Source organism: Micromonospora sp. WMMD956, assembly GCF_029626125.1.
Lineage (GTDB): Bacteria > Actinomycetota > Actinomycetes > Mycobacteriales > Micromonosporaceae > Micromonospora > Micromonospora carbonacea.
In genome coordinates, this window is the sequence record NZ_JARUBI010000005.1 from 4,996,955 (window position 1) to 5,010,590 (window position 13,636).

The following is a 13,636-nucleotide window of genomic DNA, read 5'->3' on the forward strand; positions in this document are numbered from 1 at the left end:
TGGTCAGCGCCGCAGGCCGAGGGTGGCGTCGACGCGGCCGGTGAAGTGCCGGACGGCGGGCAGCCGCCGGTGCGGGGCAAGCTGCGCTTGCAGGTCGCGGAGGTAGCGGACAGCTCTGGCCGAGCGGAGCTGGTTGGTCAGGGTCAGGGCTTCCGCGCCGATGGTGCAGGCCCGCTCCGGTTCGCCCTGCTGGGCGTGGACGCTGGCGAGCAGGGCGAGGTTGAAGGCTCTGCCGCGTACGTATCGGTTGTCCATCCGCAGGGATCGGGCGGCGAAGCGTTCGGCGTGAGCGTTGCGGCCAAGGGCGTGGAAGCAGTGGCCGAACTTGGCCGACAGGTACGCCTCGTCGAAGTAGCTGAGCCACTGCGGGTCGCTGCTGCGGTCGGCCCGGTCGAGGGCTTGTTCGGCCTGGTGTAGGGCGGCGGCGCAGGCCCGTTCGTCGTTGGCCTTGGCCAGGGCGTGGGCTTCCATGACGTGGGCTTCGGCGGTCAGGACGGGGACCCCGGCGCGGCGGGCGGTCTGACCCGCGGCGCGGGCGAGGTCGAGGCCGGTGGCGGTGTGGCCGAGGTAGGTGGCCTGGTGGCTCATCGCGGCGAGGATCTCCGCGCCGAGGCCGTCGTCTCCGGCGGCGTGGGCGAAGTCCAGGGCGAGGGTCAGGTATCGCTGGGCGATGCCGTGCTCGGCGGTGTCGTACGCCTGCCAGCCGGCGAGCTGGGCGAGTTCGGCGGCGGCGCTGAGCAGCCGTTGCCCGGTGGCGTGGTCGTACCGGCCGTCGGTGAGCAATGGGGTCACCTCCTGGTGGAGGTAGCGGGCGACGGTGTCGCGGGCGTGCCCGCCGCCGTACTGGTTGTCGAGCTGGCGGTAGGTCGTGGTCATCGCCCGGATGGTGTCAATCTCGGGTTGACCGACCGTGTTGCGGCCGGGTTGGGTGACCGGGGCCGGGTCGGGGGCGGTGAACCAGCGCAGCGCCGGCAGGGTGTAGCCGGCGGAGCTGAAGGCCACCTGCTGGAGCACGTCTCGACGGTTCACGTCACCTCGCCAAAGCTCTGTCGCACTACGTACGTCGTCGCGCCAGGTCCGCTGCAACGGCGGCTCGCCGGGAACGCGCCGACCGGGGTCGGTTGGCGGTGCGGCCTGCCGGGGTGCCAGGCCCATCGTGGTACGCGCCTGGTCGGGCATCCGGCAGCCGTCGGCGATCCGTTCGAGGACGTCGATCGAGGTGACCTTGCGTCCGGCCATGATCCGGCTGACGTAGCCCTGTTCCAGCCCGACGGTGGCGCCGATCCGGCTCTGACTCGCCCCGGTGAGACTCGTGATCCAGCGGAACAGCCCGCCGATGTCGCGGGCGGCCAGCACGGTCAGCACCTCGCCATGCGACCACGCATCCTCCGGAATCCGAAGGGGATCGAGCGGATCGAGCAGCACGGCGGCTCCCAGCGTCGCGTTCCGACTACTCAAGGTGTTCGGGTCGACAGCCTAGGGCGACCGTTCGCGCTGGTCGAGCCGTCCCATGTCACCGTGACATGACCGCTGGCCATGGAACCGGCCGCCGCCGGCCGGGATGGTCGGCGCATGTCCTTCGATGTCGACAACCCGCCCGTGGAACCACCCGCCGACTGCCAGCACCGCCTGCTGTGGCGGCTGGCCCGCGCCCTCTGGGAGGCCCACCGACCCGACAGCTTCGGCTTCTGCGTGGTCGCCGGCTGCTGGCACGAGAACCAACGCGACCCCTGCCGCCTGGCCCAACTCGCCCAGCAGGGAATGCGCACCGCCTGCGGCCAAGCCACCCCCGCCTCACCACCCTGGATCGCCGTCACCCGCGAGCGCCTGGCGGCCGGGGACATCGACCCCGTGGACGCCGTCGCCGAAGCCCTCTGGCACCGCCGCCACACCCCCAGGCCGAGGCGATGACCGATGGGAGCCCTCTACACCTCGGCGGCCTTCCGCGAGTACGCCAGGGCACAGGTTGCCCACGCGGACATCCTGCTGACCAAGCACGCCGAATCGGCCCTGAGCCTATGCGGGTGCGGCCGACCCCACCCCTGCGACGACCGCCAGCACTGGCTACAGCGACGCGCCCACTTTGGGCAGTTCCTCGTCGACGAGCAGTACAGCAGCGAAGTACAGCAACCCCACCCACCGAACCCGACCCGAGCCGACCCCGCCAGACCGGATGACCTCGGATGACACCCGATCCGACCGGCTTGCCGCGAGTTCACACCGAAGAGGTCACTGGTTCGATCCCAGTATCGCCCACGACAGGTAGAGACCCGGATTGGATTGATGATCCGGGTCTATCTGCATAGGCGGGATGACCAACTGAGTGACTACGGGTGCCTCGACCCGAAGGTCGCATTCGTTGCTTCCGCTCCGTCGAGAATCACCGGACGTAGCTGATGCCGAAACACCTTCTCGGTGACGGTCGTGCCGGCGTGGCCGCGCAGGTCGGCGATGGCCTCCAACGAGACGCCGCTGCCGGAGCGCAGTGCGACGAAGCCGTGCCGGAGTTCGCGCGGCGTCCAGACGGCCGGGGCCAAGCCGGGCAGGGCGACGACTCGGCGGAACCCCTGTCGACGAGAGCTGGGAAGGTCTCTTGAGGTCAGGCGGTTCCAGGTGCTGCGGTTGACTCGCGCCAGATGACCTTGTTCAGCGATGCGGTCTCGCCGGGGGGAACCTCACCTCGGAGCGCTGCGATGAGACGCACCATCGCTCGTCGGCCGGCCTCCGCGCGATCGTTGTCGACAGTCGTCAGAGAGGGGGAGAGGAACGGGCCGACGTCGTAGTTGTCCCAGCCGGTGACGCTCACGTCGTGAGGCACGGACCAGCCGCGTTTGAGAGCGCCGCGCATCACACCGACGGCGACGAGGTCGTTGACGGCGATGACCGCCAGCGGCACCGCGTCGTCGGGAAGCGACCGCATCGCTTCCACGCCGACCTCGCCCGTCCAGTCGAACCCGACGACACCGAGTGACTCCAGGCCGAGCCGTTCGATCGTCCCGACGTACGTCCGAGCGCGGTCCTGTGCTGACACGAAGCTCTGCGGGCCGGCGACGTGCAGGAATCGTGTATGGCCCAGGTCGGCGAGCCGCTCAATGAAGGTCTTGACGGGTGTGGCGTCCGCCAGCTCGCCGACGGTGTGCATCTCGTTGTCGAAGTCAGCGGAGGTAACGACAGGGACGCCCTCGGGTGCCTTGTCGCCGAGGTCGGGTTCGATCGGGGCGAACGAGAGGACGCCCTCGAACTCTCCTGAGCCTGCCAGTTCGAGGACCCGCTGACTGCGTCGCTCGACGTCGCCATCGACGGTGTGGACTTCCATCATGTAGCCGGCCGCCTCGGCTGCCGATCCTGCGCCGGCCAGCATGCGTACCGGGTTGTAGATCGGGACACCCATCACCACGGCGACCCGGCCGGTGCGTCGGGTTCGCATCGCCCGTGCCACGAGGTTGGGTTGGTATCCCAGCTCCTCGACCGCGGCCAGCACGCGCCTTCGGGTCGCGGCCGAGATCGACCCCTTCCCGGCCAAGACGTAGGAGACCGTCGACTGCGCCACACCCGCGAGTCGCGCGACGTCACGGCTGGTCGTGCGAACTCTCATGAGCGTCTCTCCCTCGTCTCGTCTGGCCACACCATCCCGCCGCCTCATTTCACCGCTGTCTCTTGACACGAGCCACTGTGATCCTCAGTGTAGTGATACGAATCATTATTGATACGTATCACTTGCCCGTCAGTGCAGTCGTCGCGGGCCGCGACCTCACGGAGGAGGACTCCCTTGGGCTCCACCGCTGCGCGTCGCCGCGCCGGGCGACCTGGCCAGCTCGCACCTCCCGCTCGTCACCGACGTGGAGCATCGCGGACGAACGGTTCGCGCATGACTCGTGCCATCCTCGGCCCGAGCCGGCCGGGAGCGCACCGATGAGCGCGCTCGACGAGCTGCACCAGCTACGCGCCAACCGCGGGCGTCGCGGCCACGACAAGAGCGCGGGATCAGACAACCTCGCGGCGTTCGGGTTCCTCGCACCCTGGCTGGTCGGCTTGGTCGGAATCACGCTGGGCCCCGTCCTGGTGTCGCTGTACCTTGCGTTCACCAACTACAACCTTCTGCAGGACCCAGTCTTCACCGGCCTGGACAACATCAATCGCATGCTCGGCGACCAGCGCCTCGCCAAGTCGCTCGGCGTCACGTTCACCTATGTGATCGTCTCCGTGCCTATTCAGCTCGCGGTGGCGCTTGGAATCGCCGTGATCCTGGATCGTGGCCTGCGCGCGCTCCCGCTCTACCGGTCGGTTCTCTACCTTCCCTCCCTCCTGGGCGGGAGCGTCGCGATCGCCGTGCTCTGGCGGCTCGTCTTCGGTGCCGAAGGGCTGCTCAACTCGTTTCTGGGTATCTTCGGCATTCAGGGACCTGCCTGGATCGCGGAACCCGGTACTGCGTTGAGCACGATCATCGTCCTTCATGTGTGGACGTTCGGATCGCCCATGGTGATTTTTCTTGCCGGTCTGCGGCAGATCCCTCAGGAACTGCACGAGGCAGCCCAGGTCGATGGGGCGGACAGGTGGCACCGGTTCCGGTCGATCACGGTGCCGCTGCTGAGCCCCATCATCTTCTTCAACCTGGTGCTCGGGATCATAGGGTCATTCCAGGCGTTCACCCAGGCGTTCATCATCTCGAACGGGAGCGGTGGCCCGGCCGACTCGACCCTGTTCTTCTCCCTCTATCTCTACCAGGAGGGATTCACCGGCCTGCGGATGGGCTATGCGTCGGCGCTTGCCTGGCTCTTGTTGATTATCATTGGAGCGTTCACCGCTATCAACTTCCGGCTCTCAAGGTACTGGGTCTTCTACAATGACTGACAAAAAAGTAGGAGCGCGCTTCTCGTTCTCGAACCTGGTGACTCACGCGGCTCTCGTGGTTGTCGTGTTGCTCATGTTGTATCCGCTTCTGTGGATGTTCGCCAGCTCCGTCCGTCCCAACAGCGAGATCTTCACAACGTCCGCGATCTTCGTCGACACGTTCGACTTCTCGCACTATCCCGACGGGTGGAACGCGCTGCAACGCCCGTTCAGCGCGTACCTCGGTAATTCTGCCGCGGTCGTCGCCGGCGCGGTGGTGGGCAACCTCATCTCCTGCTCGATGGCGGCCTATGCGTTTGCCCGCTTGAAATTCAGGTGGAGGTCGGTCGGATTCGTCATCATGCTTGTGACGATCATGCTGCCGGTTCATGTGCTGATCATCCCTCAGTACGTGCTCTTCGCGCAGCTCGGCTGGATCAACACGTTCCTCCCGCTCGTCGTCCCGAAGTTCCTCGCCACGGATGCCTTCTTCATCTTCTTGATGGTGCAGTTCATTCGAGGAATTCCTCGCGAGCTCGACGAGGCGGCGCGTCTCGACGGCGCCGGACATGTGCGCATCTATTTGCAGATCATGCTGCCGCTGATGGTGCCGGCCCTCGCTACCACTGCGATCTTCACCTTCATCTGGACGTGGAACGATTTCTTCTCGCAACTCATCTTCCTCACGAAACCAGACCGGTACACCGTGCCCGTTGCACTTCGGTCCCTGATCGACGCCCAGTCGCAATCCGATTTCGGTGCCCTGTTCGCCATGAGTGTCGTGTCGCTCGTCCCGGTGTTCCTCGTCTTCCTCTTCGGGCAGAGGTTCCTTACGCGAGGGATCGCGACGACCGGCAGGAAGTGACGCCGCGTCGATGAACCACGCCCGATCCGTCCGCCCCCACCGGAAAGGCTGAACCCAATGCGACGAATGCGCGCCCTCGGCGCGATCGCGGCCACCGCAGCCGCCAGCATGTTCCTTTACGCCTGCGGAACCGCTGCCAACACCAGCGACGTCGAACGCTCGGACGGCGACGTGACCATCTCGATGACCTGGTGGGGCGGTGATGCCCGGACCCAGGCGACGCTGGAAGCGATCAAGCTCTTCGAGCAGGATCACCCCGACATCGCGGTGGAGCCGCAGTTCGCGGACTGGAGCGGCTACTGGGACCGTCTGGCGACCACCACCGCAGGCGGAGACGCCCCGGACGTCATGCAGTTCGACGAGGTCTACCTCGCCTCCTACGGCGCCAAGGGCGCTCTGGCGGACCTCGGCTCGCTGTCCAGGTTCCTCAAGACGGACACCCTCCACGCCTCGGTGCTCGACTCCGGACGAGTCGGCGGCAAGCTGCTGGGCCTGCCCATCGGCGCCGCACCGAACGGCGTCATCATCAACAAGACGCTGTTCGAGAAGTACGGCGTCCCGCTTCCGGACACGACATCGTGGACCTGGGACGAGTTCAACGCGACCGCCCTGGCTCTGTCGAAGGCGTCCGGCGGCAAGGTCCGAGGCGTCAACCTCTTCGGCGCTGACACGTTCAGCCTCCGCATCTGGGCACGGCAGCACGGCGAGGAACTCTTCAGCACGGACGGCAGCGTCTCCATCTCTCCACAGACGGTCCAGGCATATTTCGACCTCGAGCGCAGCTGGATCGCCTCCGGCGCGTCGACGTCGGCGGCCGAGTGGGCGGAGACCAACGGGGTCCCGCTCGACCAGAGCTCGATCGTCACCGGCGGCGTCGGCATGATGTTCATCGCGGCCGGTTCGTTCCCCTCCTACCAGGCGGCCGCGCCCGACTTCGAGTACACGATCGGGAACTGGCCGACGGATGGCTCGGCCAAGAAAGGGTTCCAGTACCTCAAACCCTCGATGTACTGGACGGCGTCCTCGCAGAGCACGCATCTGGCCGAAGCCGGCCTGCTCATCAACTTTCTCGCCAGCGACGAGCGGGTCGCCAAGCTCTTCGGGGTCGAGCGCGGCGTCCCGGTGAACCCCGCGTTCACGAAGGTCCTCGAGAATTCGCTCGATGCGTCCAACCAGCTGGTGGTCGACTTCAGCGCCCAGATGGGCGAGCAGTCCGGTCCCGGCTCGCCCGTCACCCCGAACGGCGCCAGCGACGTGCAGACGGTCATCGGCCGCTACAACGAGCAGGCGCTGCTGGGACAGATGTCCACCGCCGACGCGGCCAAGGGCTTCATCGACACCGTCCAGGGTGCCATCGACGCCGCCTCCTGACCCGGTCACACCCCGCAGGACTCCCCGCTCCCACCAGAGAACGCCAGGCAGGAGCTCGACTTGATCAAGGTTGCCATCATCGGCGCAGGCGGGATCTCCAGTTCCCACATCAACGCCTACAACGCTTTCCCCGATCGCTGCCGCATCACGGCATTCGTCGACCCGTCACCCGACGTCGGAGAGGCGAAGCGCCGCGAACTCGGCCCACGTGATGCTCGCGTCTACCGTACGCATGAGGAATTGCTCGCACACGAGAAGCTCGATCTCGTCAGTGTCTGTACCCCACCGGACACACACGAGCGGATCTCTGTCGACTGCCTGTCCGCGAGGGTGAACGTTCTGTGCGAGAAGCCCATGGCGCCCTCGCTCGCGGCATGCGATGCCATCCTCCGTGCGGAGTCCGCCAGCGGAGCGACCTTCAGCTCGGTCGCACAGAACCGTTTCCGCAACGACGTTGTCCGGCTGAAGACCGCCGTGGACTCGGGGCTGCTCGGCAGGATCACCCATGTGCAGGTCGACTCTGCCTGGTGGCGCGGCCTGCCGTACTACGACATGTGGTGGCGTGGCACATGGGCGAAGGAGGGGGGTGGCCCGACGCTCAACCACGCGGTGCACCACATCGATCTGTTGCTGTGGCTGCTGGGAGCGCCGGCCGCGGTCACCGCCGTGCTCACGAACGCTGCCCACGAGAACGCCGAGGTCGAGGACCTGTCGGTCGCCGTGTTGCAGTACGAACGGGCGCTGGCCACGGTCTCCAGTTCGGTGGTCGACCACGGTGAGCACCAGCGGATCCTGGTGCACGGGCGCGCTGCCAGTGTGAGCCTCGCGGGCGACGTGAGCGCCGAAATCTCCCAGCTCAACGGGTTCCCCGAGCCGGCGGGCAACACGGCGTTGGTCGATGGTCTGCGTACGCTGATGTCCGATTGCGCGCCGCTGTCCCACACGGGGCACCAGGGCCAGATCGACGACGTGCTCAGCGCCATCGAGGAAGGCAGGCGACCCGCCATCGACGGTCGCGACGGGCGACTCACCATCGAGGTCATCACCGCCATCTACAAGGCGGGAATCGAGCAGCAGACCGTCGACCTGCCCTTGCCGGCCGATGATCCCTACTGCCAGAGCGGTACGGTCGCCGAGCGTGCCCCGCGGTTCTTTGCGAAGGCGGCCGCGGTCCGGCACCAGTCCGGATCGATCAGTGTTCCGGGCGAGCGGGCCGACGATGTCGCCGCAGGGCTCCGATGAGCGCTGGCGATGGCGCGACGTACGCGCCGCCACCTTTGCCCGCTCCCGTCGTCGAGGCGGGTGGATTCGTGTTCGCAGCCATGGGCCTCGACCATGGTCACATCTATGGCATGTGCGAGGGGCTGATCGGTGCCGGTGCCACCCTCAAGTGGGTGTACGACACCGATGAGAGGCGAGTCGCGCAATTCCGCGAGCGCTTCCCTTCCGTCCGCGTCGCGCGTGTCGAAGCCGAGATACTTGACGACCCGAGGGTCCGGCTGGTCGCCGGTGCGGCCATCACGAGCGAGCGGTGTGCCCTGGGCCTGCGGGTCATCGACTCAGGCAAGGACTACTTCACCGACAAGGCTCCGCTGACCACGCTCGAGCAGCTTGCCGCCGCTCGGGCTGCGGTGGAGCGCACCGGGCTGAAGTACGCCGTGTACTACTCGGAGCGCATCCACGTCGAGACGGCGGTCTTCGCCGAGCAGCTCATCCAGCAGGGTGCGATCGGCCGCGTGTTGCAGGTCGTCGGGTTCGGTCCGCACCGCCTGAACGCGGGCAGCCGGCCCGGTTGGTTCTTCGAGAAGGACAGGTACGGGGGCATCCTGACGGACATCGGCAGTCACAACGTCGACCAGATCCTGCACTACACCGGGTCCACCGACGCCAAGGTGGTCAACAGCCAGATCGCCAACTACGCGCACCCGGACCATCCCGGCCTCGACGACTTCGGTGACGCGAATCTGGTCACGAACACCGGCGCGACCGGCTACCTGCGGTGCGACTGGTTCACGCCGAACGGCCTGCAGACGTGGGGCGATGGTCGGACCTTCATCCTGGGCACCAACGGTTTCATCGAGCAGCGCAAGTACATGAACCTCGGTACCGCGGACGGCCCCGGCCACCTCTTCCTCGCGAACGACGACGGCGAGACGCACTTCCGGGTCACCGGTAAGGTCGGCTACCCGTACTTCGGCCGGCTCATCCTCGACTGCCTCGACAGGACCGAGAACGCCATGACTCAGGCCCACGCGTTCAAGGTCATCGAGCTGGCCATCCAGGCCCAGAACCAGGCGACCGATCTGTCGACCTCGCGCTGACTGCCGCCGACGCCAGGCTGGTCAGGCAGGTGCCGAACCTGAGTTCTCTGCCTGGCCGGTGGGCGTTGTCCGGGGTGATGTTCCCCGAGTTTCACGAAGAGGTGCCAGGAAAACGGGGGTGGCTCACAGTTCGTCCTGGTAGCGCTCCGCGCTCGCTGACCTGTCGCCTCGTCCTGTCCGTACAAGTCCGAATGATCGATCAGTCGGCCGCCGTTCTCGGCCCTCGACGCTCCCGTTGGCTACAACGAGACCTTAGTCGCGTATCGTCACATCCAGCACATGCGATAGTCGGATTTTGGGATTCCTGCCGGTATGGAATTGATAGCCGGACATGGCGCTCCACAGTGGCGTTGCGGCCTTGCCGTCGATATCTCTACCGCGACTGCTCGCCCTGAGGCAATCGCCCGTAGGCGGATCTAGGAAACTCCCTAGACAGCCCGGAAGCCCTCTCAAAATTGCCTTTCCACCCGCTTGAATGACGGTGACCCGAAATCGCCACTCGCCTGCGGAGCCGCCATGCTCGACGACGCCTTTGGCCAAGTGACCCGGATCCTCGCGGACCCACCCTCGGTCCACCCCACCACCGCCGGGAATCCCGGCGACCTACCGGACGGCGTCTGGCGCACCGAGCAGGCGTGCTACGAGTTCATGGCCCAGCACTGCCCGCCAGGAACCCGAACCCTGGAAACGGGTCTGGGCGTATCCACGGCACTCTTCGCCCTATGGCAGTGCGACCACACCTGCATCACGCCATCTCCGCAGGAGAAGGAACACCTATCCACCTACCTGGAGTCCCGCGGCATAGACGCTTCGAGCCTCCGGATAGAGCTGGGCCTCTCCCAGTTCGTCCTGCCGACCCTGAACCGCACTCCGTTGGACCTGGTCTTCATAGACGGCTGCCACGGCTTTCCCGTTCCGATAATCGACTGGTTCTACACCTCTCAACGGCTCCGAGCCGGCGGGATAGTGGTGCTGGACAATCTCAACGCCCCATCGGTGCGCCTGGGCCTTCTCGACTTCCTCCAAGCCGACCCGCGCTGGAACCTCCTCTCTCGCGGTTCCTGGTGGGCGGCCTGGCAACGCCAAACCTCGCACCACCTGCACGAAGATTGGATCACTCAACCCTTTCTGGGCCCCCTGACCGCCACCTGGGAAGTGACCATCTGAGATCACCGCCCGGCATGCCGAGGTCGCCAGCCACGACCCGGCTGTCTGACCCGTGGGTGTGCGGGTTGACCGGTCGGGAGCAGCGGCCGTCGGCCGAGTCGGCTCCCGACCGACGGGCATCCGAGGGTCTCGCAGGCGGCTGGACTGCGGTAAGGGGTCCGCGTCGAAATGATCGCTGCGTGGGCGGTGGGAAACTCTCTGTCATCTGGGTCGGGTGTACCGTCCGATGTGGGAGCTCGTCGGGGTGATGCCGATGGGCGGTTGCTGGAGGCGCTAGCGGGAGATGCTATGAGCGGACCAACCGTCGGGGATCGCCTCGCGGAGATTCGCCGAGAGTCGCGGCTGACGCAGGAGCAGCTCGCCGAGCGGTCCGGCGTCAGCGTCGAGGTGATCCGGAAGCTGGAGCAGGGTAGCCGAGGTACTGCTCGACTCGACACCCTGCATGCGCTCGCTCGTGCCCTCGGGGTGGCGACGTCCGCGCTGCTGGGCGATGCATCGCAGGCTGCTGCCCAGGGGGAGCCGGGTCATCGGCAGTTGTCGTTGGCGGAGATTCGCCGGGTGATCACGCCTGTGCGGGGGATCGATGGTGCTCCGCTCATGGTGCCGGCAGGTGACCCGCCCGGCCTTGGCACGCTGCGGGGGAACCTGCACGCCGCCGACCGGGTCTACAACGCTGGTGACTATGCCGCTGCGTTGCGGGTCGTGCCGCCATTGTTGGTGAACATGCGCGCTGCAGTCGATCTCGCTGGTGATGAGAGGCGGGCTGAGGCGTACGACCTGCTCGCTCGTGCCCAGCATCTGGCGGGAGGTCTGCTGATCCAACTGCGCTCCGACGACTTGGCGCAGACTGCGTTGTCGGAAGCGCTTGACGCCGCGCAGCGGTCGGGGGATCGGGTGGTGGCAGCCACCGTCATCCGGACCATGTGTTGGCTGTTGATGCGTCAGGGCCGTATCCGTGAGGCCGCAGAGTTGGCGGTGGTCACCGCTGACAAGGTGGAGCCCCGACTGTCCCGGGCGACTCCGGCTGACCTGGCCGCGTGGGGGTGGCTGCTGCTGAGTGCCGCTGCAGCGCGGTCGAGGGACAACCGACCGGAAGAGGCGGCCGACCTCATCAGCGTCGCCTCCGCCGCTGCGGTTCGGATCGGCGAGCGGGTGCCAGCGGAGAAGCAGTTGATGCTGGTGGGTGGGTTCGACACCGCCAAGGTGCAGATGCAGCGGGCGGAGGCGGCGGCCGTGGCCGGTGATGCGGGGCGGGTGTTGGAGTTGTCCGCGCTGGTTCCGCCCGTGCCGACCATCAGCAAGTCGGCGTGGCGGCGGCATCGGCTGGACCTGGCCTGGGCGTATGCGGAGCTGCGACGGTACGGGAAGGCGACAACGGTGCTGACGCAGTTGCGCGGCACAGCGCCCACGTGGCTACGGCAACAGCGGTACGCCCGGGACATCGTGGAGTCGGTCGCAGCGGGTCGCCGTCGGGCGATGACGGACGAGTTGACGAACCTGCTCGACCTGATGGGCTGCGCGCGCTGACTGGTACACCGCGTCCGAGTCGGTAGTTCGCGATCTCCGGCTCGCACCAACCGCACCTGTGTGCCCACCACCGGAAACGCCACTCTGTGACGGCAAGGTGACCAGCTGTTCCTTGATGGCTGTCACCGACGCCGGGCGAGGCGGCGATGGTCCTTCCAAGAGCTTGCCGCTGCGCCTCTACCAACGGAGGTGGGGATGCGGGATCAGGACGACAGGCCGGCGCAGAGTCGGGGTGAGCAGATCCAGGCGGCCGAGCACGAGGCTGCCAAGCAACGGCTCCTCGCGCAGGCCGAGGCGGAGCGGATACCGGCCGAGGAGACCACCAAGGCGGTGCCGGACCGGCGGTGGCGTCGTGGACAGCCTTGAGTCGCTGCCGGTGGGCCGGCGGGTGGCGTACTGGCGGGGGCGGCGGAGGTTGTCGCAGCAGGTGTTCGCCGATCGGCTGGGCAAGTCGAAGAGCTGGGTGGACAAGGTCGAGCGGGGTGTGCGCTCCCTGGACAGGGTGTCGACCCTGCACGACATCGCCGCCGTGTTGCGGATCGAGGCGGCGGTGCTGCTGGGCCGGGATGCCCGGCCTGCCGAGGTGACGGGGCGGATCGAGGGCGTGGAGGGGATCCGGGAGGCGCTGTCGACGTACGACATCGCGGTGGGACGCCCGGTGGCCGACCGCCCGGGGGTGCCGGCGGACCGGGTGGCGCGGGATGTCGGGCATGCCTGGATCACCTTCCAGTACGCCCGGTATCCGCGGGTGGCCGAGCTGCTGCCGGAGCTGCTGGCCGGGGCGCAGCGCGCCCACGCCGACGATCCGGGGCGGGGTCGGGCGGCGGTGGTGGAGGCGTATCGGCTGACCGCGTCGCTGCTGGTGAAGCTGGGTGAGCCGGAGCTTGCCTGGCTGGCCGCCGACCGGGCGATGCTCACCGCGGCCGGCGATCCGGTGTTGGTGGCTGCCGCCACGGTGCAGCTCGGTCAGGTGTTGCGCGCCTCGGGTCGGGTGCGGGCGGCGTTGTCGACGGCGCTGGCCGCCGCGTACCGGATCGCCTCGCCGGACCCCGACAACGCGGCACCGGCGGAGTTGTCGTTGTGCGGGGCGTTGCTGGTGCAGGGGGCCCTCGCGGCGGCCCGGCACGGCGACGACCGCACGGTCGCCGACCTGCTCGACGAGGCCGCCGGCATGGCCGCCCGCGTCGGCGACGGCCACGACCACCATCGCACCGCGTTCGGGCCGACCGCCGTGGACCTGGCCCGGGTGGCCGCCGCCCTCGACCTCGGCCACGCCCACGACGCCGTCACCTGGCACGAGAAGAGCATCGCGCGGGACGGGTGGCGGTGGCTGCCCGCCGAGCACCGGGCGGCGCACCTGCTCGACGCCGCCCGCGCCTACCTGCACGCCGACGACCCGGCCAGCGCCGCCCGCACGCTGGTCGAGGCCGACCGCGTCGCACCGGCGGAGGTGCGCCACCGCCCCGCCGCCCGCGACATCGTCGCCCAGGTCGCCCGCGACCCGCACGCCCCCGCCACGGTCGTCCGGCTCGCCGCCGCCCTCGGGGTGACCTGA

The 13,636-nt window shown here is 67.7% G+C and carries 12 protein-coding genes and 1 pseudogene; 10 read left to right on the forward strand and 3 right to left on the reverse strand.

The window, feature by feature from the left end:
• Positions 1–3: 3 nt before the first annotated feature.
• Positions 4–1,422, reverse strand: a complete 1,419-nt coding sequence (locus O7628_RS22600) for a helix-turn-helix domain-containing protein (protein WP_347405245.1) — start codon at positions 1,420–1,422, stop codon at positions 4–6.
• 114 nt (positions 1,423–1,536) lie between these two features.
• Here O7628_RS22600 and O7628_RS22605 point away from each other — a divergent pair, with 114 nt between their 5' ends.
• Positions 1,537–1,911: a hypothetical protein gene (locus O7628_RS22605; RefSeq protein ID WP_278133426.1), complete on the forward strand. Its 375-nt coding sequence runs from the start codon at positions 1,537–1,539 to the stop codon at positions 1,909–1,911.
• Positions 1,912–2,327: 416 nt separating this feature from the next.
• Here the strand turns inward: O7628_RS22605 and O7628_RS22610 are convergent.
• Positions 2,328–2,573 (reverse strand): annotated as a pseudogene (locus tag O7628_RS22610) (site-specific integrase); the annotation flags it as partial.
• 26 nt (positions 2,574–2,599) lie between these two features.
• Positions 2,600–3,595, reverse strand: a complete 996-nt coding sequence (locus O7628_RS22615) for a LacI family DNA-binding transcriptional regulator (RefSeq protein WP_278133428.1) — start codon at positions 3,593–3,595, stop codon at positions 2,600–2,602.
• A 317-nt stretch (positions 3,596–3,912) separates the two neighbouring features.
• Between O7628_RS22615 and O7628_RS22620 the strand changes: the two genes are divergently transcribed.
• The 9 genes from O7628_RS22620 (at position 3,913) to O7628_RS22660 (ending at position 13,636) form a co-directional block, all read left to right on the forward strand.
• The gene (locus tag O7628_RS22620) at positions 3,913–4,851 is read left to right on the forward strand and encodes a sugar ABC transporter permease (protein WP_278133430.1); all 939 of its coding nucleotides are present in this window, start codon (positions 3,913–3,915) and stop codon (positions 4,849–4,851) included.
• Positions 4,844–5,695 carry a carbohydrate ABC transporter permease gene (locus tag O7628_RS22625; protein WP_278133432.1) on the forward strand — a complete coding sequence of 284 codons (852 nt, stop codon included), beginning with the start codon at positions 4,844–4,846 and terminating at the stop codon, positions 5,693–5,695. Before O7628_RS22620 ends, O7628_RS22625 begins: the two co-directional genes overlap by 8 nt.
• Before the next feature lie 66 nt (positions 5,696–5,761).
• Positions 5,762–7,066 (forward strand): extracellular solute-binding protein, encoded by a 1,305-nt coding sequence (locus O7628_RS22630; RefSeq protein ID WP_278133434.1) that lies wholly within the window; start codon positions 5,762–5,764, stop codon positions 7,064–7,066.
• Between the two features lie 60 nt (positions 7,067–7,126).
• Entirely contained in the window at positions 7,127–8,308 is a 1,182-nt protein-coding gene (locus O7628_RS22635; protein WP_278133435.1) for a Gfo/Idh/MocA family oxidoreductase, read from the forward strand.
• A complete protein-coding gene (locus tag O7628_RS22640) occupies positions 8,305–9,387 on the forward strand; it encodes a Gfo/Idh/MocA family oxidoreductase (RefSeq protein ID WP_278133437.1) in 1,083 nt (360 codons plus the stop codon). Before O7628_RS22635 ends, O7628_RS22640 begins: the two co-directional genes overlap by 4 nt.
• A 516-nt stretch (positions 9,388–9,903) precedes the next feature.
• Positions 9,904–10,554 carry a class I SAM-dependent methyltransferase gene (locus tag O7628_RS22645; RefSeq protein WP_278133439.1) on the forward strand — a complete coding sequence of 217 codons (651 nt, stop codon included), beginning with the start codon at positions 9,904–9,906 and terminating at the stop codon, positions 10,552–10,554.
• 288 nt (positions 10,555–10,842) lie between these two features.
• Positions 10,843–12,081 (forward strand): helix-turn-helix transcriptional regulator, encoded by a 1,239-nt coding sequence (locus tag O7628_RS22650; protein WP_278133440.1) that lies wholly within the window; start codon positions 10,843–10,845, stop codon positions 12,079–12,081.
• A 195-nt stretch (positions 12,082–12,276) separates the two neighbouring features.
• Entirely contained in the window at positions 12,277–12,447 is a 171-nt protein-coding gene (locus O7628_RS22655) for a hypothetical protein (protein ID WP_278133442.1), read from the forward strand.
• Positions 12,434–13,636, forward strand: a complete 1,203-nt coding sequence (locus O7628_RS22660) for a helix-turn-helix domain-containing protein (protein WP_278133444.1) — start codon at positions 12,434–12,436, stop codon at positions 13,634–13,636. Before O7628_RS22655 ends, O7628_RS22660 begins: the two co-directional genes overlap by 14 nt.